At 71.6% G+C, this 25,308-nt stretch carries 16 protein-coding genes; 10 read left to right on the top strand and 6 right to left on the bottom strand.

Annotation, left to right across the window (positions count from 1 at the left end; genetic code table 11):
* Positions 1-51: 51 nt before the first annotated feature.
* Complete coding sequence (locus tag ACZ4VA_RS03810; RefSeq protein WP_389391796.1) at positions 52-3,048, top strand: bifunctional [glutamine synthetase] adenylyltransferase/[glutamine synthetase]-adenylyl-L-tyrosine phosphorylase; 2,997 nt, start codon at positions 52-54, stop codon at positions 3,046-3,048.
* Positions 3,049-3,166: 118 nt separating this feature from the next.
* On the opposite strand, the gene ACZ4VA_RS03815 is transcribed toward ACZ4VA_RS03810, so the two are convergent.
* Positions 3,167-4,168 (bottom strand): DMT family transporter, encoded by a 1,002-nt coding sequence (locus tag ACZ4VA_RS03815; RefSeq protein WP_468079540.1) that lies wholly within the window; start codon positions 4,166-4,168, stop codon positions 3,167-3,169.
* A gap of 71 nt (positions 4,169-4,239) precedes the next feature.
* On the opposite strand from ACZ4VA_RS03815, the gene ACZ4VA_RS03820 reads away from it, so the two are divergent.
* Positions 4,240-5,133 carry a LysR family transcriptional regulator gene (locus ACZ4VA_RS03820; RefSeq protein ID WP_356167412.1) on the top strand — a complete coding sequence of 298 codons (894 nt, stop codon included), beginning with the start codon at positions 4,240-4,242 and terminating at the stop codon, positions 5,131-5,133.
* 42 nt (positions 5,134-5,175) lie between these two features.
* Here the strand turns inward: ACZ4VA_RS03820 and ACZ4VA_RS03825 are convergent, their stop codons facing one another.
* Entirely contained in the window at positions 5,176-6,045 is an 870-nt protein-coding gene (locus tag ACZ4VA_RS03825) for a phosphatase PAP2 family protein (protein ID WP_356167409.1), read from the bottom strand.
* A 107-nt stretch (positions 6,046-6,152) separates the two neighbouring features.
* Complete coding sequence (locus ACZ4VA_RS03830) at positions 6,153-7,187, bottom strand: LacI family DNA-binding transcriptional regulator (RefSeq protein WP_355788206.1); 1,035 nt, start codon at positions 7,185-7,187, stop codon at positions 6,153-6,155.
* A gap of 466 nt (positions 7,188-7,653) precedes the next feature.
* On the opposite strand from ACZ4VA_RS03830, the gene ACZ4VA_RS03835 reads away from it, so the two are divergent.
* From ACZ4VA_RS03835 to ACZ4VA_RS03870, 8 genes are all read left to right on the top strand, one after another.
* On the top strand, positions 7,654-8,925 hold the full coding sequence (locus ACZ4VA_RS03835; RefSeq protein WP_355788209.1) for an extracellular solute-binding protein: 1,272 nt from the start codon (positions 7,654-7,656) through the stop codon (positions 8,923-8,925).
* A 125-nt stretch (positions 8,926-9,050) separates the two neighbouring features.
* Positions 9,051-10,055 carry a carbohydrate ABC transporter permease gene (locus tag ACZ4VA_RS03840; RefSeq protein WP_355788212.1) on the top strand — a complete coding sequence of 335 codons (1,005 nt, stop codon included), beginning with the start codon at positions 9,051-9,053 and terminating at the stop codon, positions 10,053-10,055.
* A 13-nt stretch (positions 10,056-10,068) separates the two neighbouring features.
* Positions 10,069-10,977: a sugar ABC transporter permease gene (locus tag ACZ4VA_RS03845; RefSeq protein WP_355788214.1), complete on the top strand. Its 909-nt coding sequence runs from the start codon at positions 10,069-10,071 to the stop codon at positions 10,975-10,977.
* 163 nt (positions 10,978-11,140) lie between these two features.
* Positions 11,141-12,817: a glycoside hydrolase family 13 protein gene (locus ACZ4VA_RS03850; protein WP_468079544.1), complete on the top strand. Its 1,677-nt coding sequence runs from the start codon at positions 11,141-11,143 to the stop codon at positions 12,815-12,817.
* Between the two features lie 204 nt (positions 12,818-13,021).
* Positions 13,022-14,404 carry an alpha-amylase gene (locus ACZ4VA_RS03855; protein ID WP_356241888.1) on the top strand — a complete coding sequence of 461 codons (1,383 nt, stop codon included), beginning with the start codon at positions 13,022-13,024 and terminating at the stop codon, positions 14,402-14,404.
* Between the two features lie 224 nt (positions 14,405-14,628).
* Positions 14,629-20,058 carry a pullulanase-type alpha-1,6-glucosidase gene (pulA, locus tag ACZ4VA_RS03860; protein ID WP_468079642.1) on the top strand — a complete coding sequence of 1,810 codons (5,430 nt, stop codon included), beginning with the start codon at positions 14,629-14,631 and terminating at the stop codon, positions 20,056-20,058.
* Between the two features lie 67 nt (positions 20,059-20,125).
* Entirely contained in the window at positions 20,126-21,781 is a 1,656-nt protein-coding gene (locus tag ACZ4VA_RS03865) for a fused response regulator/phosphatase (protein ID WP_356241891.1), read from the top strand.
* A gap of 30 nt (positions 21,782-21,811) precedes the next feature.
* Positions 21,812-22,168 (top strand): 5-carboxymethyl-2-hydroxymuconate Delta-isomerase, encoded by a 357-nt coding sequence (locus tag ACZ4VA_RS03870; protein ID WP_356241894.1) that lies wholly within the window; start codon positions 21,812-21,814, stop codon positions 22,166-22,168.
* Positions 22,169-22,271: 103 nt separating this feature from the next.
* Here the strand turns inward: ACZ4VA_RS03870 and ACZ4VA_RS03875 are convergent, their stop codons facing one another.
* The 3 genes from ACZ4VA_RS03875 to ACZ4VA_RS03885 are packed head-to-tail and all read right to left on the bottom strand — an operon-like array spanning position 22,272 to position 24,999.
* Positions 22,272-22,973 (bottom strand): TetR/AcrR family transcriptional regulator, encoded by a 702-nt coding sequence (locus ACZ4VA_RS03875; protein WP_356167398.1) that lies wholly within the window; start codon positions 22,971-22,973, stop codon positions 22,272-22,274.
* A gap of 56 nt (positions 22,974-23,029) precedes the next feature.
* Positions 23,030-24,094: a PDR/VanB family oxidoreductase gene (locus ACZ4VA_RS03880; RefSeq protein WP_356167395.1), complete on the bottom strand. Its 1,065-nt coding sequence runs from the start codon at positions 24,092-24,094 to the stop codon at positions 23,030-23,032.
* Positions 24,091-24,999, bottom strand: coding sequence for a metal-dependent hydrolase (locus ACZ4VA_RS03885; RefSeq protein ID WP_355784643.1), 909 nt, complete (start codon positions 24,997-24,999; stop codon positions 24,091-24,093). Before ACZ4VA_RS03885 ends, ACZ4VA_RS03880 begins: the two co-directional genes overlap by 4 nt.
* Positions 25,000-25,308 lie beyond the last annotated feature (309 nt).

Below are 25,308 nucleotides of genomic sequence, written 5' to 3' on the forward strand. Positions count from 1 at the left end.
TCTGCGGTTAGGCTCACACGCGTACGACCTTGATCCGACAGGAGGCCGAGGATGACGGCGCCGGGGCGCAGAAGCAGTACCTTCACTCGGCTGCTGCGGCACGGTTTCACCGACCCGTCCGCCGCGGAGCGGCTCCTGGACGGCGCCGAGCTGGCTCCCGTGCGGGCCGACCCCGTCCTGCTCGACGCGCTGGGCGCCACCGCGGACCCGGACCTCGCGCTGCTCGGGCTGGTCCGCCTCGTCGAGGCGCAGGACGGCCACACCGCGCAGCGCGAGCTGCTGGACACGCTCATAGCGTCGAAGCCGCTGCGCGACCGGCTGCTCGGCGTGCTCGGCGCCTCCGCCGCCCTCGCCGACCACCTGGCCCGCCACCCGCAGGACTGGCAGGCGCTCGCCATGTACGAGCCGCGGGACCTGCACCCCGGGGTGGAGGAGTTCGAGCGCGGACTCGCGGAGGCCGACGACCCCGTCTCGCTGCGCGTCGCCTACCGCCGCTGCCTGCTGTCCATCGCCGCCCGTGACGTGTGCGGCACCACCGACGTCGCCCAGACCGCGGCCGAGCTCGCGGACCTCGCGACGGCCACGCTGCGCGCCGCCCTCGCGATCGCGCGGGCCGCGGCGCCCGACGACGGGGCGCTGTGCCGCCTCGCGGTCGTCGCGATGGGCAAGTGCGGCGGCCACGAGCTGAACTATGTGTCCGACGTCGACGTCATCTTCGTCGGCGAGGCCGCCGACGGGGCCGACGAGGGCAAGGCGATCCAGGCCGCCACCCGGCTGGCCTCGCACATGATGCGGATCTGCTCCGAGTCCACCGTCGAGGGCAGCATCTGGCCGGTGGATGCCAACCTCCGCCCGGAGGGGCGCAACGGCCCGCTGGTGCGGACCCTCAGCAGTCACCTCGCCTACTACCAGCGGTGGGCCAAGACCTGGGAGTTCCAGGCCCTGTTGAAGGCGCGGCCGGTGGCCGGGGACCTCGCGCTCGGCGACCAGTACGTCCAGATGCTGGCCCCGCTCGTCTGGCAAGCCGCCGAGCGCGAGAACTTCGTCCCGGATGTGCAGAAGATGCGCCGCCGGGTCGTGGAGAACATCCCCGTCGCCGAGATCGAGCGCGAGCTGAAGCTCGGCCCCGGCGGCCTGCGGGACGTCGAATTCGCCGTGCAGCTCCTGCAGTTGGTGCACGGGCGCGCCGACACCTCGCTGCGCAGCGGCACCACGCTGGACGCCCTCAAGGCCCTCGCCGCCGGCGGGTACGTGGGCCGCGCCGACGCGGTGCAGCTCGACGCGGCCTACCGCTTCCTGCGCTCCATGGAGCACCGCATCCAGCTCTACCGGCTGCGGCGGACCCACCTAGTGCCCGAGGGCGAGGCGGATTTGCGGCGCATCGGGCGCTCGCTCGGGCTGCGCACCGACCCCGTCACCGAGCTGAACCGCGAGTGGAAACGGCACGCGTCCGTCGTACGCCGGCTCCACGAGAAGCTGTTCTACCGGCCGCTGCTCGACGCCGTCGCCCAACTCGCCCCGGGCGAGACCAGGTTGAGCCCGGGTGCGGCGCGCGAGCGGCTCGTCGCGCTCGGGTACGCCGATCCCGCCGCCGCGCTGCGCCACCTGGAGGCGCTGGCCTCCGGGGTCACCCGCAAGGCCGCCATCCAGCGGACCCTGCTGCCGGTGCTGCTGGGCTGGTTCGCGGACTCCGCCGACCCGGACGCCGGACTGCTCAACTTCCGCAAGGTGTCGGACGCGTTGGGCAAGACACCCTGGTACCTGCGGCTGCTGCGCGACGAGGGCGCCGCCGCCGAGAACCTGGCGCGCGTGCTGTCCGCGGGACGCCTCGCCCCCGACCTGCTGATGCGCGCCCCGGAGGCGGTCGCGCTGCTCGGCGACGGCGCGGCCGGCGGCCTGGAGGCCAGGAGCCGGGCGCACCTGGAGCAGGAGGTCCTCGCCGCGGTGAGCCGCGCCTCCGGCGGCGAACAGGCGGTCACGGCCGCGCGCGGGGTGCGCAGGCGCGAGCTGTTCCGTACGGCCGCCGCCGACATCGTCGCCTCGTACGGCACCGAGGAGACGCCCGCCGTGGCCGACCAGGGCGCCCTGGTCGACCGGGTCGGCGCGGCCATCTCGGACCTCACGGCGGCGACCCTCTCCGGGACGCTGCGCGCCGTCGTCAGGGACACCTGGGGCGAGACGCTGCCCACCCGCTTCGCCGTGATCGGCATGGGCCGCTTCGGCGGCCACGAGCTCAACTACGGCTCCGACGCGGACGTCCTGTTCGTGCACGAGCCGCGGGAGGGCGCCGACGAGCAGGAGGCGGCCCGCGCCGCGAACACCGTGGTCTCCGAGATGCGGCGGCTGCTCCAGTTGCCCAGCTCGGACCCGCCGCTGCTCATCGACGCCGACCTGCGTCCCGAGGGCAAGTCCGGGCCGCTGGTGCGGACCCTCAAGTCCTACGCGGCCTATTACCGCCGCTGGTCCCTCGGCTGGGAGTCGCAGGCGCTGCTGCGCGCGGAGCCGGTCGCGGGCGACGAGGACCTCGGGCGCCGTTTCATCGAGCTGATCGACCCGCTGCGGTACCCGCCGGACGGGCTCGGGGACGACGCCGTACGGGAGATCCGGCGCCTGAAGGCCCGCATGGAGTCCGAGCGGATGCCGCGCGGCGCCGACCCGACCCTGCACACCAAGCTCGGCCGGGGCGGCCTTTCCGACGTGGAGTGGACGGTGCAGCTGCTCCAGCTCAGGCACGGCGCCACCGAGCCGGGGCTGCGCACGACGCGCACCCGGGCCGCGCTCGCCGCCGCGTCCGCCGCCGGGCTGCTGTCCGAGGAGGACGCGGAGATCCTGGACGAGGCGTGGGTCCTGGCCACGAGGGTGCGCAACGCGGTGATGCTCGTACGCGGCCGGGCCGGGGACACCTTCCCCTCGGACGGCCGGGAGCTGGCGGCGGTGGGCCGGTACCTGGGGTACGAGGCCGGCCACGTCGGGGACCTGCTGGACGGCTACCGGCGTACGACGCGGCGGGCCCGCGCGGTGGTGGACGACCTGTTCTACGGAGGCTAGGGCCTGTCGCCGGAGCAGAAACGCTGGTGCCGCGGGGTCTGGTCGGCCGGGACCAACCGTCGGTCACGGCCCGCCCGATCGGACGACAGGCCCTGGCGGGCGTCCTCCTCCGCCGGAGTCAGGCGCCGTCCGCCCGGCCGGCGGGGACCCGCCCGGGCCGGCCCGACAGCACCCGACCGGGGACGGCCGACCGCTCCTGAGCGTGGGCGGCGCTCGGCGTGTGCCGGCGGGCGGGGCGGGGCCGGTGCGCTCCCGGGCCGCGGGTCAGGGCCACTCCCGTCAGGACCACCGCCATGCCCGCGAGGACCCGTGGTGTGAGCTCCTCGCCCAGGACGAGGGCGCCCAGGGTCACCGAGACGACCGGCAGCAGGTAGCCGACCGTGGCGGCGGCGGTGGGGCCCTCGTCGGCGATCAGCCGGTAGTTGAGGTGGAACGTGACACCCGTGCCGAGGATGCCCAGGGCGACGACGGCGAGGACGCCCGTGGTGTCCACGTGCAGGGGGCCGGGGCCCGCGACGGGCAGGGCGAGCGCGGTCCACGCCGTGGCCGCGAGGAGCTGGGCCGCGGAGACGGCCGTCGGGTCCTTCCGCGCGGTGAGGTGACGGCCCATGTACGCGAAGGCCAGCGCGTAACTCAGCGCCGCCCCCGCGAGGGCCAGGGCGCCCCAGCTCGTCAGACCGGCACGCTGCCACGGCGCGAAGATCAGCAGGGTGCCCGCGAAACCTAGCGCCAGACCGGCCAGCCGGACGGGACGCACCCCGCGGTCGGTCCCCAGGAGGACGCCGGTGAGCAGGGACCACAGGGGAGTGGTGGCGTTCAGGACACCGGCGACACCGGAGTCGACCGTCTGCTCGCCGACGGCGAAGAGGGCGAACGGAACGGCGTTGCAGAGCAGGGCGGCCACGGCGAGATGGCCCCAGGTCGCGCGGGACCGGGGGAGCCGTCCGCCCCGGGCCCGGGCCAGGGCGACGAGGACGGCGGCGCCGAGCGCGTAGCGCGTGACCGCGATCTGGGCGGGGGTCAGGCCGTGGTTCAGGGCCACCTTGATCCAGAGGAAGCTCGAACCCCAGAGCAGCGCGAGCAGGCCCATGCGGACGGTCGAGGCCGGGTGAGAAGGCATGCGCCCACGGTCCCCGACAGAACACGTGAGGACAAGTGAAGAGTTATGCACACACTGTTAAGCTGCGCTGCATGATGGATGTGCGACGCATGCAGGTCCTGCGGGCCGTGGTGAGCGCCGGGTCGGTGACCGCGGCGGCCGCGGACCTCGGCTACACGCCGTCGGCCGTCAGCCAGCAGATCGCCGCCCTGGAGAAGCAGACCGGGACGGCGCTGCTGGAGCGGATCGGCCGGGGCGTGCGGCCCACGCCCGCCGGGCTGCTCGTCGCCGGGTACGCGGACGCCATCGGGCGGCAGGTCGCCGAGGCGGAGACCGCGCTGGCCGACCTGCTCGCCGGACGTACCGGACGGCTCGCGGTGCGGTACTTCGCCACCGCCGGAGCCGCGCTGGTGGCACCGGCGATCGCCCGCCTGCGGGCCGGGCACCCGGGGATCGCGGTGGAGCTGCGGCTGAGCGGCCCCGAGGACCCGCTGCCGGACGTGCGGGAGGGGCGGGCCGATCTGGCGCTCGTGGTGCGTCCGCACGGCACCGCACCCGACGGCGTGCGCCTGGTGCACCTCGTCGACGACCCCTACCGCGTGGTCCTGCCCGAGGGGCACCGCCTGGCGGAGCGCGGGACGCTGGAACTCGCCGAGCTCGCCCAGCTGCCCTGGGTCGGCAGCGAGCGGCCGGGGCCCTGCCTCGACGTCCAGCTCGACGCCTGCGCCGCGGCCGGTTTCCGGCCCCATTTCGTGGTGGACAGCGAGGACTACGTCACCGCGCAGGGGTTCGTCGCGGCGGGGCTGGGCGTCGCCCTCGTCCCCCGCCTGGGTCTCGGCGAACCCCGTCCCGGCGTGGTGACACGCGAGGTCCGCGGCCCCGAGCCGGTACGGGCCATCCATGCCGCCGTACGCGAGACGGCGCCGGCGCAGCCCGCGCTGCGTGCCCTGCTGGACGCCCTGAGGGACACCGCCGGCGGGGGCTGAGCGCCGCCCGCGACCGCCGGACCGGGCCGGCGGGCGGCCGGGTCAGGTCCCGAGCCGCAGGGCCGGTGGCTCGCCCGGCTCCGGCACCCGGCGGGGCAGGGCGTACGGCAGGGCGCCGTACCACAGGCCCGCGACGGCGAAGCCGAAGGCCAGGCAGATCACGCCGCCCACCGCGTCCAGCCAGAAGTGGTTGGCCGTGGCGACGATGACCACGAGGGTGGCCGCCGGATAGAGCAGGCCGAGGACGCGGGCCCACGGCGCCGAGGCCAGGGCGAAGATCGTGAGGCCGCACCACAGGGACCAGCCGATGTGCATCGAGGGCATCGCCGCGTACTGGTTCGACATGTTCTTCAGGTCGCCCGACGCCATCGAGCCCCACGTCTGGTGGACCAGGACCGTGTCGACGAAGCCGGCGCCGGTCATCAGGCGCGGCGGCGCCAGCGGGTAGAAGTAGTAGCCGACGAGGGCGACCGCGGTCGTCGCGAAGAGCGCCGTGCGCGTCGCCGCGTACCGGCCGGGATGACTGCGGTACAGCCACACCAGAACACCCAGCGTCACCACGAAGTGCAGTGTCGCGTAGTAGTAGTTCATGCCGACGATGAGCCATGTCACCGCGTTCACGGCGTGGTTGACCGACTCCTCGACGGCGATCCCGAGCGTCTGCTCGACGCGCCAGATCCAGTCCGTGTTGCGCAGCGCCTGCGTCCGCTGCTCCGGGACCGCGTTGCGGATCAGCGAGTACGTCCAGTAGCTCACGCCGATCAGCAGGATCTCGAACCAGAGACGGGGGCGCCGCGGGGTGCGCAGCCGGCGCAGCAGGGCCCGGTCCGCGCGGTCGTCGGAGCTGTCCGCGACGGACGCGGGAGGGGCCTGCTTCCGGCCTTCCAGTGTCGTCACGGTGGTCTCACCCATAAGGACAGAGTGTGCCAGAAAAGCCTTCCCCCACAGATGATCCCCTGGTCGGGTCCGGGTCGCATTTCCTGCTCCCTGCACCGACCCGGGTACGGGGGGTGGCCTGCTCAGGGACGGTTGCGGTCCCCGGGCGCCGAGGCGGTCGAGCCCCGCACCACCAGTTCCGGCATGAACACGAACTCGCTGTGGGGCGCGGGCGTCCCGCCGATCTCCTCCAGCAGCGTGCGCACCGCGGCCTGACCCATGGCCGGCACCGGCTTGCGGACGGTGGTGAGCGGCGGGTCGGTGAAGGCGATGAGGGGCGAGTCGTCGAAGCCGACCACGGAGATGCCCTTCGGCACGTCCAGGCCGAGCTGCCGGGCCGCGCGTATCGCGCCGAGCGCCATCATGTCGCTCGCGCACACCACCGCCGTGCACTCCCGCTCGATGAGCGCGGTGGCCGCGGCCTGGCCGCCCTCCAGGGTGTACAGGGAGTGCTGGACCAGTCGCTCCTCGATGTCGTCGGGACGCAGGCCCAACTGCTCCTGCATCGTGCGCACGAACCCCTCGATCTTCCGCTGCACCGGCACGAACCGCTTCGGGCCGAGCGCGAGACCGATGTTGGTGTGGCCGAGCGAGACGAGGTGGGTGACCGCGAGGCTCATCGCCGCCCGGTCGTCGGGGGAGATGAAGGGGGCCTGCACCTTCGGCGAGAAACCGTCGACGAGGACGAACGGCACGCCCCGGGCGCGCAGCTGCTCGTAGCGCTGCATGTCCGCGGAGGTGTCCGCGTGCAGCCCCGAGACGAAGATGATGCCCGCGACGCCCCGGTCGACGAGCATCTCCGTCAGCTCGTCCTCGGTGGAGCCGCCGGGGGTCTGGGTGGCCAGCACCGGGGTGTAGCCCTGTCGCGTCAGCGCCTGGCCGATCACCTGGGCCAGCGCCGGGAATATGGGGTTCTCCAGCTCGGGGGTTATCAGCCCGACCAGTCCCTCGCTGCGCTGCCGCAGCCGGACCGGACGCTCGTAGCCGAGGACGTCGAGGGCGGCCAGGACGGACTGGCGGGTGGTCGCTGCGACGCCCGGCTTCCCGTTCAGGACGCGGCTGACAGTCGCCTCACTGACCCCCGCCTGGGCTGCGATGTCGGCAAGCCGTGTGGTCACGGGATTGGACTGTACCGGCCGGGAATCGCGTTGCCCACCAACCAGGCGCCGTGCGCGGCCGGTTGAACGGCTCGCTCCGGGCTGCTGCGTCATCGGGCTCCCTCGTGATTCTGGTCGGCTCGGCGTCCCCCGCGTGCGCCGCGGGAAGGGGTGGCTCCTGCAAGGCGCTGACGGGGCGATGATCCTCGTATACCGCTGCCGTGGCAAGAGCTTGCAGAGTCTTGCACAGACGGTCACGAGACCGCTGATCGGCCCGGTACGGGGCCCCGGGTCGCCGCCCGGAGGTCACGGGCACGTAACTCTCGGCAGTCCTTGCACTTTTTTGCTGCAAGCTCTTTCGCGGCGCTTACAACGCTGTTACGTTCACGTCGCCCGGCGGACGCAACGGCGCAGTCGGCAAGTCGGCAAGGGGTGCGGGCGGGACCGCTTCCCCAACCACTCGGGCTTTCACCCTCAAGGAGATCTCATGCGGCGTGGCATAGCGGCCACCGCTCTGGTGGCGTCCATCGCCCTCACGGCGACGGCGTGCGGCGGCGACGACAGCGGCGACAAGTCGGACGGCCCCACCACCATCACGTGGTGGGACACCTCGAACGCCACCAACGAGGCCCCGACGTACAAGGCCCTCGTCAAGGAGTTCGAGAAGGCCAACCCCGACGTCAAGGTCAAGTACGTCAACGTGCCGTTCGACCAGGCGCAGAACAAGTTCGACACCGCCGCGGGCTCCAAGGGTGCTCCTGACCTGCTGCGCTCCGAGGTCGGCTGGACCCCCGCCTTCGCGAAGAAGAGCTACTTCCTGCCGCTCGACGGCACCGAGGCCCTCGCCGAGCAGGACAAGTTCAAGTCCAACCTGCTCGAGCAGGCGAAGTACGACGGCAAGACCTACGGCGTGCCGTTCGTCACGGACACCCTCGCGCTCGTCTACAACAAGGCGCTCTTCGAGAAGGCCGGCATCAAGGAGGCGCCCACGTCCTGGGCCGACCTCAAGACCGCCGCCGCCACGATCAAGAAGAAGACCGGCGTCGACGGCTACTGGGGCTCCACCCAGGCCTACTACGCCCAGTCCTTCCTCTACGGCGAGGGCACCGACACGGTCGACGTCGACGCCAAGAAGATCACCGTCGCCTCGCCCGAGGCCAAGAAGGGCTTCGAGACCTGGCAGGGCCTGTTCAGCGGCAAGGGCCTGCACAAGGCCGACACCACCGCCGACGCGTACGCCCACATCCAGGACGCGTTCGTCAACGGCAAGGTCGCCGCGATCGTCCAGGGTCCGTGGGAGATCACGAACTTCTACAAGGGCTCGGCGTTCAAGGACAAGGCGAACCTCGGTATCGCCACCGTCCCGGCCGGCTCCACCGGCAAGGCGGGCGCCCCGACCGGCGGCCACAACCTCTCCGTGTACGCGGGCTCTGACAAGGCCCACCAGGCGGCCTCGCTCAAGTTCGTGAAGTTCATGACCTCGGCGAAGTCCCAGGAGACGATCGCCCTGAAGAACTCCACGCTGCCGACGCGTGACGACGCCTACACCGCCGAGGTCAAGGCCGACCCGGGCATCGCCGGCTACCAGACGGTGCTCGCCGCCGCCCAGCCGCGCCCGGCGCTGCCCGAGTACAGCTCGCTGTGGGGTCCGCTCGACACCGAGCTGCCGAAGATCGCCGGCGGCAAGGAGTCGCTGGACAAGGGCCTGGGCAACGCGGAGACCGCGATCGCCAAGCTGGTCCCCGACTTCAAGAAGTGATCCCGCGTGGCCGTCGGATCCGCCCGCACCGGGGGACGGATCCGGCGGCCATCCGGCCTGTGCGCCGCGGCCCAGCCGCCGCCGGGCGCGCGCCCAACCCCTGATCTTCCAGAAGGTGTCGAATCATGACAGTCGCCATCGACAGAGCGACCGGCGAGCGGCGTGGTGACCGCGGGCGCCGGCCCGGTCGGATCGAGCGCCTCAAGCACTCGTACCAGAAGTACTGGTACGCGTACGCGATGATCACCCCGGTGGTCGTCGTGCTCGGCGTGCTGGTGCTCTATCCGCTCGTGCGGGGCCTCTACCTGACGCTCACGGACGCCAACAGCCTCAACTCGGCCCGCACGATCGGCGTCAACCACATCGACGCCACCTACGAGTTCATCGGCTTCGACAACTACGCCGACATCCTGTGGGGTCCGACGTCGTACGACCGGTTCTGGTCGCACTTCATCTGGACGATCGTGTGGACGGCGCTCTGCGTCACGCTGCACTACGTCATCGGCCTCGGCCTCGCGCTGCTGCTCAACCAGAAGCTGCGCGGACGCACCTTCTACCGGCTGCTGCTGGTGCTGCCGTGGGCCGTGCCCACCTTCGTCACCGTGTTCGGCTGGCGGTTCATGCTCGCCGACGGCGGCATCATCAACTCCGTGCTCGAATCGGTGCACCTGCCGACACCGCTGTGGCTGGAGGACACCTTCTGGCAGCGGTTCGCCGCGATCATGGTCAACACCTGGTGCGGTGTGCCGTTCATGATGGTCTCCCTGCTGGGCGGCCTGCAGTCCATCGACGCGACGCTGTACGAGGCCTCCGAGATGGACGGCGCGAACGCCTGGCAGCGGTTCCGGCACGTCACGCTGCCCGGCCTGCGGTCCGTCAGCTCCACCGTCGTCCTGCTCGGCGTCATCTGGACGTTCAACCAGTTCGCCGTGATCTTCCTGCTGTTCGGCAACACCGCCCCGGACGCGCAGATCCTCGTCACCTGGGCCTACTACCTGGGCTTCGGACAGCAGCCGCGCGACTTCGCGCAGTCGGCCGCCTACGGCATCCTGCTGCTGACCATCCTGATCGTCTTCACCTCCTTCTACCGCCGCTGGCTGAACCGCAATGACCAGCAGCTCGCGATCTGAGGCGGGAGCCCGCATGAGCACCACGACCCTTCCGACACCCGCCGCGGCGGACCAGGTCTCCGCGGGCGCCGCCCCGCGCAAGGGCCGCAGGCGCGGCGACAACAGCCGCTCCGGCTCCGTCGTGTCGCACGGCATCCTGATCGTCGCGAGCCTGATCGCGCTCTTCCCGGTCGCGTGGCTGGTCTACCTGTCGCTCGGCCCGGACAAGGACGACTACCTCCACCCCGGGCGCATCTGGGACAAGATGACGTTCGACAACTACGCGTTCGTGCTCCAGCACACGAACTTCTTCGCGTGGATGAAGACCTCGCTCATCGTCTCGTTCGGCACCTCGGTCATCGGCGTGATGTTCGCCGCCACCACCGGCTACGCGGTGTCCCGCATGCGCTTCCCCGGGTACCGGAAGTTCATGTGGGTCCTGCTGGTCACCCAGATGTTCCCGATCGCCGTCCTCATCGTGCCGATGTACCAGATCCTCTCGGACCTGCAGCTCATCGACACCTACCTCGGCCTCGTCCTGGTCTACTGCTCGACGGCGGTGCCGTACTGCGCCTGGCTGCTCAAGGGGTACTTCGACACCATCCCCTTCGAGATCGACGAGGCGGGACGCGTCGACGGACTCAACCCCTTCGGCACGTTCCTGCGGCTGATCCTGCCGCTCGCCAAGCCGGGCCTGGCCGTGGCCGCCTTCTACAGCTTCATCACCGCGTTCGGCGAGGTCGCGTTCGCCTCGACGTTCATGCTCTCCGACACGAAGTACACCTTCGCCGTCGGTCTGCAGAGCTTCGTCAGTGAGCACGACGCGCAGCGCAACCTCATGGCCGCCACCGCGGTGCTCGTCGCCATACCCGTCTCCGCCTTCTTCTACCTGGTGCAGAAGAACCTGGTGAGCGGCCTGACGGCCGGCGGCACCAAGGGCTGACGCCCAGCAGGACTCCCGCGCGCGCATCGCGCGCGGGTGGCGGCCGCGGCGTCCATCCGACCCCGCCGGCGTCGCGGCCGCCTCATCACACGCTTCCACGACCCGAACTGCTCCTCCCGCCGGCCCTGCCCGCCGGGGGACCCCCCATCGCATCAAGGACGCCATGAGCCAGCACTCCGCCGACCAGGCCCCGACCTCCGCGCTCGCCACCGTCGCCGCCCACCGCGACTGGTGGCGCGACGCGGTGATCTACCAGGTCTATCCGCGCAGCTTCGCCGACAGCAACGGCGACGGCATGGGCGACCTGGAGGGCGTACGTTCCCGACTCCCGTACCTGCGCGACCTCGGCGTCGACGCCGTGTGGCTGAGCCCCTTCTACGCCTCGCCGCAGGCCGACGCCGGCTACGACGTGGCGGACTACCGCGCCGTCGACCCCATGTTCGGCAACCTCCTGGACGCCGACGCGCTGATCCGCGACGCGCACGAGCTGAGCCTGCGGATCATCGTCGACCTGGTGCCCAACCACTCCTCCGACCAGCACGAGTGGTTCAAGCGCGCGCTGCGCGAGGGCCCCGGCTCGCCGCTGCGGGACCGCTACCACTTCCGGCCCGGCAAGGGCGCGGACGGTGAACTGCCGCCCAACGACTGGGAGTCCATCTTCGGCGGACCGGCCTGGACCCGGGTCACCGAGCCCGACGGCACCCCCGGCGAGTGGTACCTGCACCTCTTCGCGCCCGAGCAGCCCGACTTCAACTGGGAGCACCCGGCGGTCGGCGACGAGTTCCGCTCGATCCTGCGCTTCTGGCTCGACATGGGCGTCGACGGCTTCCGTATCGACGTGGCCCACGGACTGGTGAAGGCGACGGGCCTGCCGGACCTTGGATCCCACGAGCAGCTGAAGCTGCTGGGCAACGATGTCATGCCGTTCTTCGACCAGGACGGCGTGCACGACATCTACCGGCAGTGGCGCACCATCCTCGACGAGTACGCGGGTGAGCGCATCTTCGTGGCCGAGGCGTGGACCCCGACCATCGAGCGCACCGCCAACTACGTGCGCCCCGACGAGCTGCACCAGGCCTTCAACTTCCAATACCTGGGCACCCACTGGGACGCGGCCGAGCTGCACTCCGTCATCGACCGCACCCTGGACTCGATGCGCCCCGTCGGCGCCCCGGCCACCTGGGTGCTGTCCAACCACGACGTGACGCGGCACGCCACGCGCTTCGCCAACGAGGCCGGCCTCGGCACGCAGATCCGCACCGCGGGCAACCGCGGGCTGGGACTGCGGCGCGCGCGGGCGGCGACCCTGCTGATGCTGGCGCTGCCGGGCTCCGCGTACCTCTACCAGGGCGAGGAGCTCGGCCTGCCGGACGTCGTGGACCTGCCGGACGAGGTGCGCCAGGACCCCGCCTACTTCCGGGGCGCCGGACAGGACGGCTTCCGCGACGGCTGCCGGGTGCCGATCCCGTGGACCCGCGAGGGCTCCTCCTTCGGCTTCGGCGACGGCGGCAGCTGGCTGCCGCAGCCGGCCGGCTGGGGCGAGCTGAGCATCGAGGCGCAGATGGGCACGCCGGGTTCCACCCTGGAGCTGTACCGCACCGCGCTGGCCGTGCGGCGCGAGCGGGCCGACCTCGGCGCGGGCGACGCGGTGGAGTGGCTGCGCGCGCCGGAGGGCGTACTGGCCTTCCGCCGGGGCGAGTTCGTCTGCACGGCGAACACCGGCGGCGAGTCGGTCACCGTCCCGGCGTACGGCCGGGTGCTGGTGTGCAGCGGTGAGGTGACCATCGCGGACGACGAGGCGAAGCTGCCCGCGGACACGACCGTCTGGTGGGCCGTCTGACCGTACGAGTGAACCTCCTGCGCTTCCGGGGGCGGGGGAGAGGGTGCCAAGGGGCCCTGTCGTGAACCGAGTTGGAATTTCTTGCGACATCTTGCTGAAACTTGTCTGCAAGCGCTACGGTCCCGACCACACCGGGGTTGTTCGGTCTGCAACCTCCGGCCCCCGCACCCTCCCCCACCCGCACGACGAAGTGCAGGAGATCACATGGCCAGGAGAACTCCGGCCGTCATAGCCGCCCTCGCGGCGGCTCTGGCGGCCTCGGTCACCCTCCCCACGGGAGTGGCCCAGGCATCACCCCCCGGAACCAAGGACGTCACCGCCGTCCTCTTCGAGTGGAAATTCGACTCGGTCGCCAAGGAGTGCACCAACACCCTCGGGCCGGCCGGATACGGCTACGTCCAGGTGTCCCCGCCCGCCGAGCACATCCAGGGCGCCCAGTGGTGGACCTCGTACCAGCCCGTCAGCTACCGGATCGCCGGCCGCCTCGGTGACGCCACGGCCTTCCGGAACATGGTGAACACCTGCCACGCGGCCGGTGTGAAGGTCGTCGCCGACACGGTCGTGAACCACATGTCGGCCGGCTCCGGCACCGGCACCGGCGGCTCGTCGTACACGAAGTACAACTACCCGGGCCTGTACTCGTCCAACGACATGAACGACTGCACGGCCACCATCACCAACTACGGCGACCGTGCCAACGTGCAGAACTGCGAGCTCGTGGGGCTCGCCGACCTGGACACCGGCGAGGAGTACGTCCGCTCCGCCATCGCCGGCTACATCAACTCCCTGCTCGGCTACGGCGTCGACGGCTTCCGCATCGACGGCGCCAAGCACATCCCGGCCGCCGACCTCGCCAACATCAAGTCCCGGCTCACCAACCCGGGGGCGTACTGGAAGCAGGAGGTCATCTACGGTTCCGGGGAGGCCGTCCAGCCGACCGAGTACACCGGCAACGGCGACGTCCAGGAGTTCCGCTACGCCTACGACCTCAAGCGGGTCTTCAACAACGAGAACCTCGCCTACCTGAAGAACTACGGCGAGGGCTGGGGCTACATGAGCAGCGGCGTCTCCGCCGTCTTCGTCGACAACCACGACACCGAGCGCAACGGCTCCACGCTCAGCTACAAGGACGGCGCCAACTACACCCTGGCGAACGTCTTCATGCTGGCGTGGCCCTACGGCGCACCCGACATCAACTCGGGCTACGAGTTCTCCGACACGGACGCCGGTCCGCCGAACGGCGGCAGCGTCACCGCCTGCTGGCAGAACGGCTGGAAGTGCCAGCACGCCTGGCCGGAGATCAAGTCCATGGTGGCCTTCCGCAACGCCACCCGGGGCCAGTCCGTCACCAACTGGTGGGACAACGGCGGAGACGCCATCGCCTTCGGCCGCGGCAGCAAGGGCTTCGTGGCGATCAACCACGAGTCCGGCGCCCTGAGCCGCACCTACCAGACCTCGCTCCCGGCCGGGACGTACTGCAACGTGCAGAACAACACGACGGTCACGGTGAACGGTTCGGGCCAGCTCACGGCCACCCTCGGCGCCAACACCGCGCTCGCGGTGTACGCCGGGAAGTCGGCCTGCTGACTCCGCACGCCGCGTGACACGGCCCGGCCCGCCACCCCCACGGCAGGCCGGGCCGTGCCGGACCGGCGTCGCCTTGTGAAAGTTCTTTCCGTTGCTTTCAAGACTCTTGCTGTAAAGCTTTCGTAAGCGGTACGGTCACGCCGGCGCCCGGCATCGAAGCCGTGCCGCGGCGGTGGGGTCGGACCCAATAGAGCCGTATCTGCTAGGAGTTCACGCCTGTGGCCCTGATACCGAGATGGCCGGCGCCCGGGGCGCGCCGCGCCGCGCACTCCGGACTGACCCCGCACCGCGGACGGCTCGCCGCCGTCACGGTGGCCGCCCTCGCGGCGGCCCTCGTCCAGCCGCTCGCGGCCAAGGCCGCGGCGCCGCCCGCGCCCCCGTCCGACGCCAGGCTCGCCGCCGAGCCCGCCCGTCACGACGCCACCCGCGAGCAGTTCTACTTCGTCCTGCCGGACCGGTTCGCCAACGGGGACACCGCCAACGACCGCGGGGGACTGACCGGTTCACGCCTCGCGACCGGGTACGACCCCACCGACAAGGGGTTCTACCAGGGCGGCGACCTCAAGGGCCTGACGAAGAAGCTCGACTACATCAAGGGCCTCGGCACCACCGCCATCTGGATGGCGCCGATCTTCAAGAACCAGCCCGTGCAGGGCACCGGGGCCGACGCCTCCGCCGGCTATCACGGCTACTGGATCACCGACTTCACGCAGGTCGACCCGCACTTCGGCACGAACAAGGACCTGGAGACCCTGATCTCCAAGGCCCACGCCAAGGGCATGAAGGTCTTCTTCGACGTCATCACCAACCACACGGCCGACGTCGTCGACTACGAGGAGAAGTCCTACGGCTACCTCTCCAAGGGCGCCTTCCCGTATCTGACGAAGGACGGCGAGCCGTTCGACGACGCCGCCTACGCGGACGGCACGAAGCCGTTCCCGCCGGTCGACCGCGACTCCTTCCCGCGCACGCCGGTCGTGCCCGCCGCGAAGAAGAACGCCAAGGTCCCGTCCTGGCTCAACGACCCGGCGATGTACCACAACCGCGGTGACTCCACCTTCGCCGGCGAGAGTTCCACGCACGGCGACTTCTCCGGCCTCGACGACCTGTGGACCGAGCGTCCCGAGGTCGTGCGGGGCATGGAGCGGATCTACCAGAAGTGGGTCGGCGACTACGGCATCGACGGCTTCCGCATCGACACCGTCAAGCACGTGAACATGGAGTTCTGGACCCAGTGGGCGACGGCGCTCGACGCCTACGCCGAGAAGCGGGGCCGGGACGACTTCTTCATGTTCGGCGAGGTCTACTCCGCCGACACCTCGGTCACCGCGCCGTACGTGACCCAGGGCCGCCTGGACTCCACGCTGGACTTCCCCTTCCAGGACGCGGCCCGCTCCTACGCCTCCCAGGGCGGCAGCGCGAGGAAGCTCGCCGCCGTCTTCGGTGACGACTACAAGTACACGACGGACAAGGCCAACGCGTACGAGCAGGTCACCTTCCTCGGCAACCACGACATGGGCCGCATCGGCTCCTTCCTGAAGCAGGACGACCCGAAGGCGAGCGACGCCGAACTGCTGAAGAAGGACGAGCTCGCCACCGAGCTGATGTTCCTCAGCCGCGGCAACCCCGTCGTCTACTACGGCGACGAGCAGGGCTTCACCGGAGCGGGCGGCGACAAGGACGCCCGCCAGACGATGTTCGCCTCGAAGGTCGGCGACTACCTCGACGACGACGAGCTGGGCACCGACCGCACGCACGCCGACGACGCCTACGACACCAAGGCGCCCCTCTACCGGCGGATCGCCGCCCTGGCCGAGCTCCGCAAGGCCAACCCGGCCCTCGCGGACGGCGTCCAGACCGAGCGCTACGCCGCCGACGGCGCCGGGGTGTACGCCTTCTCGCGCACGGACGCCAGGACCGGCGTCGAGTACGTCGTCGCCGTGAACAACGCGGACGCAGCGCGCGAGGCGACCTTCGCCACCGGATCGGCCGGCATGCGGTTCCGCGGGATCCACGGCACCTCCTCCGACGTCACCAGCGACGACGAGAAGAAGGTGACGGTCACCGTCCCGGCCGGCTCCGCGATCGTCCTGAAGGCGGCGGGCCGCACCCCCGCCCCCGCGGCCAAACCGGCCGTGACCCTGAAGGCCCCCGGCGCGGGCGCCACCGGCACCGTCGAGGTCTCCGCCGACGTCGACGGCGGCCGGATGAACCGGGTCGTCTTCGCCGCCCAGGTGGGCAACGGCAAGTGGCGCACCCTCGGCTCCGCCGACCACGCCCCCTACAAGGTCACCCAGACCATCGGCAAGGACGTACCGCCCGGGAGCGCCCTGCGCTACAAGGCCGTCGTGATCGACTCGGCCGGACGCACCGCGAGCGACACGGCCACCGGCACCACCGGCACGCCGCCCGCGCCCGAGGTGCCCAGCGCGTCCTCCCGCGACTACGCGGTCGTCCACTACAAGCGCGCCGACGGCGACTACACCGACTGGCGGCTCTACGCCTGGGGCGACCTCGCGGACGGCGAGTCGACCACCTGGCCCGCGGGCCACGACTTCGTCGGCCGGGACGCCTACGGGGCCTTCGCCTACGTCAAGCTGAAGCCGGGCGCCTCCAGCGTCGGCTTCCTCGTCATCGACAAGGACGGCAACAAGGACGTCTCCGCCGACCGCACCATCGACGTCACCAAGACCGGTGAGGTCTGGGTCGAGCAGGGCAAGGAGGCCCTGCTCACCGAGCGGCCCGACTACCCGGCGCAGGACAAGAGCAAGGCGGTCCTCCACTACCACCGCGCCGACGGCGACTACGACGGATGGGGGCTCCACGTCTGGACGGGCGCCGCGAACGGCACCGACTGGACCAAGCCCCTGGAGCCGGCCCGCGAGGACGCGTACGGCGCCGTCTTCGAGGTGCCGCTCGCCGAAGGAGCCACCAGCCTCAGCTACATCCTGCACAAGGGCGACACCAAGGACCTCCCCACCGACCAGTCGCTCGACCTCACGGCGGACGGCCACGAGGTGTGGATGCTCGGCGGCCAGGAGGACTACCTGCTCCCGCAGGCCGCGGGCAGCGCCGCCGCGCTCGACCTGACCTCCGCCAAGGCGGTCTGGATCGACCGCGACACGGTCGCCTGGAACGGCGCCGAAGGAGCCGCCTCCACCCAGCTGCTCTCCTCCCGCGACGGCTCGATCGCCGTCGAGGACGGCACGCTGACCAGCGACGACGAGCGCTGGCTGCGGCTGTCGAAGACCGCCCTCACCGACGCGCAGAAGGCCGCGTTCCCGCACCTGAAGGGCTACACGGCCTGGTCCGTGGACCCGCGCGACCGCGACCGGGTGCGCTCCGCCCTGCGCGGCCAGGTCGTCGCCACCCAGCGCGCGGCCAACGGCGCGGTGCTGGCGGCGACCGGCGTGCAGCTCGCCGGAGTCCTGGACGACCTGTACGACGCGACGGAGGCGGACCTCGGGCCGACGTTCCACCGGGGCCGCCCGACCCTCGCCGTCTGGGCGCCCACCGCGCAGTCGGTGAGCCTGGACCTCGGAGGGTCCGCGGTCGCGATGAAGCGGGACGCCGCCACCGGCGTCTGGTCCGTCACCGGGAAGAAGTCCTGGACGGGCAAGCCCTACCGCTACGTCGTCAAGGTGTGGGCGCCGACCGTCCGCAAGGTCGTCACCAACAAGGTGACCGACCCGTACTCGGTGGCCCTGACCGCCGACTCGGAGCGCAGCCTGGTCGTCGACCTGGACGCGAAGTCCCTCGCCCCGTCGGGCTGGTCCTCGCTCAAGAAGCCCGAGGCCGTACCGCTGAAGGACGCGCAGATCCAGGAGCTGCACGTCCGGGACTTCTCGGTGGCGGACAAGACCGTCCCGGCTAAGGACCAGGGCACCTACCGCGCCTTCACGGACAGGAACAGCGACGGCTCCAGGCACCTGAGGGAGCTGGCGAAGTCCGGTACCTCGTACGTGCACCTGCTGCCCGCCTTCGACATCGCCACCATCCCCGAGAAGAAGGCCGACCGGCGGAGCACCGACTGCGACCTCGCCTCCTACCCCGCCGACTCCGAGAAGCAGCAGGAGTGCGTGGCGAAGACCGCCGCCGAGGACGCCTACAACTGGGGCTACGACCCGTACCACTACACGGTCCCCGAGGGGTCCTACGCGAGCGACCCCGACGGCACCCGGCGTACGGTCGAGTTCCGCGACATGGTCAAGTCGCTGAACCAGGACGGCCTGCGGGTCGTCATGGACGTCGTCTACAACCACACCGCCGCGAGCGGCCAGGCCGACACCTCCGTGCTCGACCGGATCGTGCCCGGCTACTACCAGCGGCTCCTCGCCGACGGCTCGGTGGCCAACTCCACCTGCTGCGCGGGCACGGCGACCGAGAACGCCATGATGGGCAAGCTGGTGGTCGACTCGATCGTCACCTGGGCCCGGGAGTACAAGGTCGACGGCTTCCGCTTCGACCTCATGGGACACCACCCCAAGGCCAACATCCTGGCGGTCCGCAAGGCTCTCGACGCGCTCACCCTCCGCAAGGACGGCGTCGACGGGAAGAAGATCATCCTCTACGGCGAGGGCTGGAACTTCGGCGAGGTCGCCGACGACGCCCGCTTCGTGCAGGCCACCCAGAAGAACATGGCCGGCACGGGCGTCGCGACGTTCTCCGACCGGGCCCGTGACGCCGTACGCGGCGGCGGCCCCTTCGACGAGGACCCCGGCGTCCAGGGTTTCGCCTCCGGCCTCTACACCGACCCCAACTCCTCGGCCGCCAACGGCACCCCGGCCGAGCAGAAGGCCCGCCTGCTGCACTACCAGGACCTCATCAAGGTGGGCCTGAGCGGCAACCTCGCCGCGTACCGCTTCACCAACTCCGACGGCAAGGAGGTCAAGGGCTCCGAGGTCGACTACAACGGCGCACCCGCCGGATACGCCGAGGCGCCGGGCGACGCCCTCGCGTACGCCGACGCGCACGACAACGAGTCGCTGTTCGACGCCCTCACCTACAAGCTGCCGAAGGGCACCTCGGCGGACGGCAGGGCGCGGATGCAGGTCCTCGCCATGGCGACGGCCGCCCTCTCCCAGGGGCCGTCCCTCTCCCAGGCGGGCTCGGACCTGCTGCGCTCCAAGTCCCTGGACCGCAACTCCTACGACAGCGGTGACTGGTTCAACGCCGTCCACTGGAACTGCGAGGACGGCAACGGCTTCGGGCGCGGGCTGCCCCCGGCCGCCGACAACAAGTCCAAGTGGCCGTACGCCAAGCCCCTGTTGACGTCCGTCAAGGTGGGATGCGAGCAGATCGAGGGCGCCTCGGCCGCGTACCGCGACCTGCTGAGGATCCGCAGCACCGAGGACGTCTTCGGCCTCGGCACGGCGGGCCGCGTCCAGTCCGAGCTCTCCTTCCCCCTGTCGGGCAAGGACGAGACTCCCGGAGTGATCACGATGGAACTCGGCGACCTGGTCGTCGTGTTCAACGCCACGCCGGACAAGCAGGAGCAGAGGGTCGGCGCCCTGGCCGGGAAGGCGTACGCGCTGCATCCGGTGCAGGCGGCGGGCGCGGACTCTACCGTGAAGAGCGCCGCCTACGCGGCGGAATCGGGGACGTTCGCCGTCCCGGGCCGTACCGTCGCGGTATTCGCCCGGACCTCGCGCTAGCGCAGTACGTTGGTGGGGGCAGACCGCGGGGTCTGTCCCCATCCCCGTGCCCCGAGGGGCTTTGCACATGGACGGCTTCGACCAGGCCGACGGCACGGCGTCCACCGTGCTCGTGGTCGACGACGCGGCGGCCGGCCGCTACGCGCTGGCCGCCGTACTGAGCCGTGCCGGTCACCGGGTCGTCCCCGTGGCCGGTGCGACGGAGGCCCTGCTCGAACTCGACGCACGGGTACGCGCCGGCACCCTGCCCGACGTGGCGCTCGTGGACGTCGGACTCCCCGACCTGAACGGCTTCGAGCTGTGCCGCAGGATCAAGGCGCAGCCCGCCACGGCCGCCCTGCCCGTCGTCCACTTCTCCGCCGCCGCCGCGGAACCCGGCTACCGCTGCCGGGGCCTGGAGGCCGGAGGAGACGCCTACCTGTCGGTGCCCGCGGAACCCGAGGAGATCGAGGCGGTCGTCCGGGCCGCGGTGCGCGGCGCCCGCATGCTCTCCGGAGCCGAGACGCTCGTCCAGCGGCTGACCCTGCTGTCCGAGACGATCGTCGCCGTCCAGACGGCGCGCTGCCTCACGGAACTCGCCGACGCGGCCGCCGAGGGCACCGCCCGGCTCACCGGCACACCGGCGGCCGTGTTCGTGCTCTCCGAGGACGGTGAGCTGTACGAGGGGAGATCCGGCGACCGGCCGTCCGTCCGGTCGCACCCCCCTTCCCGCGGGCCGGCCGCCGACCGCAGCACGCACGAGGCGGTGGCCGGGCTCATCCGCTCCTTCATGAGCGGCCACACCGGGGTGCGCAGCACCGTCGTCCCCGCGCCGCTGTGGCCCGCGGGCTTCTTCCGGCCCGGGATCTGCGACGACGCCCGCCTGGTGCTGGCCAGGACCCGGCACGAACGGGCGCCGGTGTGCCTCGCCGTGCCCGCGCGGCACCCGCACTCCTCGGTCGCCGACCCGCGGACCGAGGCACTCGTCGTGCGGCTGGCCCAGGCCACCGCGCTCGCCGCCGAACCGCTGCTGATGTACCAGGTGGAGCGGCACGTCGCGCTCACCCTCCAGCACAGCTTCCTGCCCCAGCCGCACCGGCTGCCCGAACTCCCCGGCGTCGACGTGGTCGTGCGCTACGTGCCCGCCTCCCGGCAGACCGAGATCGGTGGGGACTTCTACGCGGCGCTGAGCACCTCGGGCGGTGTGCTCACCGCCGTCGGGGACGTCGTCGGGCACTCGCTGGACGCGGCCACCGTCATGGTCGAGATCCGGCACGCCCTGCGCGCCTACTGCGTCGAGGACCCCGACCCCGGCGACCTGGCCCGGCGCCTGGACCGGATGCTCCAGCACTACCACCCCGACGTCACCGCCACGGTCTGCCTCGCCCTGGTCGACCCGGCGAGCGGACGGGTCCGGATCGCCAACGCGGGCCACATCCCGCCCCTGCTCGTCGGCGACGACGGCACCGCCTCCTACGTCAAGGCCTCCGGACCGCTGCTCGGCCTCGGACTGGACCATCCGGCGCCCACCGAGGCGGTGCTGATGCCCAGCGACCGGCTGCTGATGGTGACGGACGGCCTGATCGAGACCCGCGGCACGGACCTCGCCGTCTCCATGGAGCAGCTGCGCACCGCCGCCGCCGACGCCCCGCCCGGACCGGCCGCCCTGTGCGACACCCTCCTCGACTGCTTCGGCCACGACCGGGAGGACGACATCGCGCTGCTCGCCCTGCGGCTAGGGTGACCGGGACGTCCCCCTGGAACAGGAGTGCCCATGCCGCAGATCACCGTCGACTACTCCGCGACGCTCGACACCGCCTTCGACCGTGGCGGCTTCGCCCGGGCGCTGCACGCGCGCGTGGTCGACACGGCGGCGGCGAAGATCGGCGCCTGCAAGACCGTGTTCCGTCCCACCGAGGACACCACGGTGGGGGAGGACACCGACGGGCACGCCGTCGTGCACGTCACGCTCGGACTGCTCGCCGGGCGGACCGAGGAGACCAAGGCGAAGCTGACCGAGGAGGTGCTGGACCTGCTGAGGACCTACGTGAAGCCCGTCGACAGCCTCGCCCTGCACGCCTCCGCCGAGGTGCGCGACCTCGACCCGTCCTACCGCAAGTTCGAGCTCTGACGTCCGGGGCGTGACGGCTCGCGGCTAGGGTCTGTCGTTTGGATCAGGCCGACCGCGATCGACGGTTCGTCCCGCGACACCGGCCTGATCCAAACGACAGACCCTAGGGCGCCGAGGGCGTCGCCAGCGAGATCAGTCGGACCGCGAGGTCCGTGAAGGGACCCTCGGCCGGCTCGTTCTCGAAGGCGCGCCGCAGTACGTCGGCCATCTCGGCGTCGTAGGCGGCGCTCACCGCGGCCAGCGCGGCGAAGTCCCGCACGAGCTGCGCCTCCAGCTCACCGCGCGGGATGCGCCGCCCGTCCAGCCAGATCAACGCCGTGGACTCGGCGAGCGAGATCCACGACCGGATCACCAGCTCCAGCCGGGCGGGCGGCCTCTCGACGCCCAGATGCGCGAGGATCTGGACGTACGCCGCCTGGCGCACCGAGTCGATCAGCGCGTTGGTGGTCGAGGAGCCGACGGCGGGGCCGCCGCGCATCAGGGCCGAGAAGCCGGGCCCGTGGTCGTCCACGAAGTCGAAGAAGCGGTGCATGACCCGCAGCAGCCGCGCCCCGAGCGGACCCTCGCGGGGCTCCACGAAACGCCCCGCGAGATCGTCGGAGGCCCGCTTCAACGCCGCCTCGTAGAGGCTGAGTTTGCCGGGGAAGTAGTGGTAGACCAACGGTCGCGAGATGCCGGCGGCGGAGGCTATCTCGTCGATGGAGACCTCGTCGGGCGAGCGTCGGCTGAACAGGTCGAGGGCGACGCCGATCAGCTGCTGCCGTCGCTCCTCGACGCCCATTCTGCGGCGTACCCCGGTTGTCATACGAACACCTTACCGATCGGTTCGGACCCGGAACGGGCCGGTCCGGCCAGGGGTGTTCACATGTCCAGCACGAGGCGCCCACCGCGCGCCCGCGAGACACAGATCAGCATCGAGTCGTCACGCTCCGCGTCCGTCAGCAGTTCGTCCCGGTGGTCGATCTCCCCTTCCAGCACGCGCTGTTGGCAGGTCCCGCAGAAGCCCTGCGCGCACGAGTACACGGTGTCGGGCAACACCTCCCGCACGGCGGCGAGGACGGTGGTGCCGGCCGGGACGGTCACCGTACGGCGGCTGCGGCGCAGTTCGACCTCGAAGGCGCCGTCGCTCCCGTCGGCGGAGGCGGGGGCCCCGAACCGCTCCAGGTGCAGCGAGGCGCCCTCGGGCAGCCGGTCGGCGACGGCCTCCATCAGCCCCTGCGGACCGCAGCAGTAGACGGCCGCGCCGTCGGGGAGGTCCGCGAACAACCCGTCCAGGCCCGGCCGTCCGTCCACGTCCTCGGCGACGACGGTGACCCGGTCGCCCGGCAGCTTCTCGATCTCCTCCAGGAACGGCATCGACTCCCGGGTCCGCCCGCCGTAGAGCAGCCGCCACCGGACGTCCTCGCCGAGGGAGCGCAGCATCGGCAGGACGGGCGTGATCCCGATGCCGCCGGCCACGAAGACGTACGCGGGCGCGTCCACGAGCGGGAAGCGGTTGCGCGGGCCGCGCACCTCGACCTCCATGCCCTCGCGGAGCTCCTCGTGCACTTCGCGCGAGCCGCCACGCCCGCCCTCCGCCTCGTCCACGAGCCGTGCCGCCACGGTGTACGCGGACGAGTCCTCCGGGTCCCCGCACAGCGAGTACTGCCGTACGAGTCCGGAGGGCAGCACCAGGTCGAGGTGGGCGCCGGGCTCCCAGGCGGGCAGACCGCTGCCCTCCAGGCGCAGTCGGACCACGCCGTCGGCGATCCGCTCGTGCCGGGCGACGCGCAGCCGCAGGGCGCGCGAGCGCGGGCGGCCGGAGACGGGTTCCTCCAGGGCGGGCAGCGGCCACAGCGGCGACGCCTGGATCCGGCGGCGCAGTGCGCCTCGGACCAGCAGCGCGGTACCGGCGACGGCCACGAGGGTCCGCACCCGGGGCGTCACGAGGCGCTCCGCTCGGCGGCCGTTGCGGCGGGGGATGCGGCGAGGTAGGCCAGGGCCTGCTCGGTGGAGCCCTCCTGGGAGGGGTGGTAGCCGCGGCTCAGATAGCGCGGGATCGACTTCAGCATGTCCCCGGTCGACGGCAGCACGCCCGCCCGCCCGCTCACGTAGAAGTCCCGGAAGCCGGCGCGGCCCGCCGTCAGGGTCGGGTCGTTCGCCATGAAGAACCGCGTGCCGCGCTGCCAGAGGAAGACCAGGGCCGTGAAGGCGGTCGCCCAGGTCCGCACCCGGCGCCGGTAGCCGCCGTCGAGGTGCTGGAACAGCTCGAAGGCCACGGACCGGTGCTCGACCTCCTCCGCGCCGTGCCAGCGCAGCAGGTCCAGCATGGTCGGGTCGGCGCCCCTGCGGTCCAGCTCCTCCGCGTTCAGCACCCAGTCGCCGAGGAACGCGGTGTAGTGCTCGATGGCCGCGATGAGGGCGACCCGCTCCATGAGCCACCACCTGCGCGCCCGGCCCGGCGGCAGGGTGCGGTCGCCGAGCAGCTTCTCGAAGAGCCAGTCGACCTGCGCGGTGTACGGGGTGGGGTCGAGGCCCAGGTCCTTGAGGTGCGGCAGCACCTCGTCGTGGGCCTGCGAGTGCATCGCCTCCTGCCCGATGAAGCCGATGACGTCCGCGCGCAGCCGCTCGTCCCGGATGAGGGGCAGCGCCTGCCGGTACACGTGCACGAACCAGCGCTCGCCGGCGGGCAGCAGCAGGTGCAGCACGTTGATGGTGTGGGTGGCGAACGGATCGCCCGGCACCCAGTGCAGGGGGGTGTCCTCCCAGGAGAACGACACCTTCCGCGCCTGGAGGGTCGTCCGCCCGGACTCGGCCGGCTGCGGCTCGCGGGGCGTCTGCTTGTTGGACATGGCGTCAATGTACTGATGGGTAGCCCTCGGGAGAACCCCTGTGCGCCGACTTGTTGACATGAACGTCAGCTAGCTCGGGGGCCCTTGCCCGGGGTGCCACGGGGTGTTTCGCGGAGCCGTGCGGCGCGGGGTCGTGGGGCCCGGGCTGCCCACCCCCAGTTCACGAACCCCCCTCCCGCCGACCGCACTTCGGCGGCGACGGGAGCGGAGGGCCGACCGGACACCGAGCCGCGGGACACCGAGGCGCGGGGCGGTGGGGCGTCCGAGGCGGCGGGTACCCGGACCGCGGGGCGGCGGGTGCTCCGGGGA

The sequence above is a fragment of the Streptomyces sp. NPDC028308 genome, assembly GCF_055565855.1.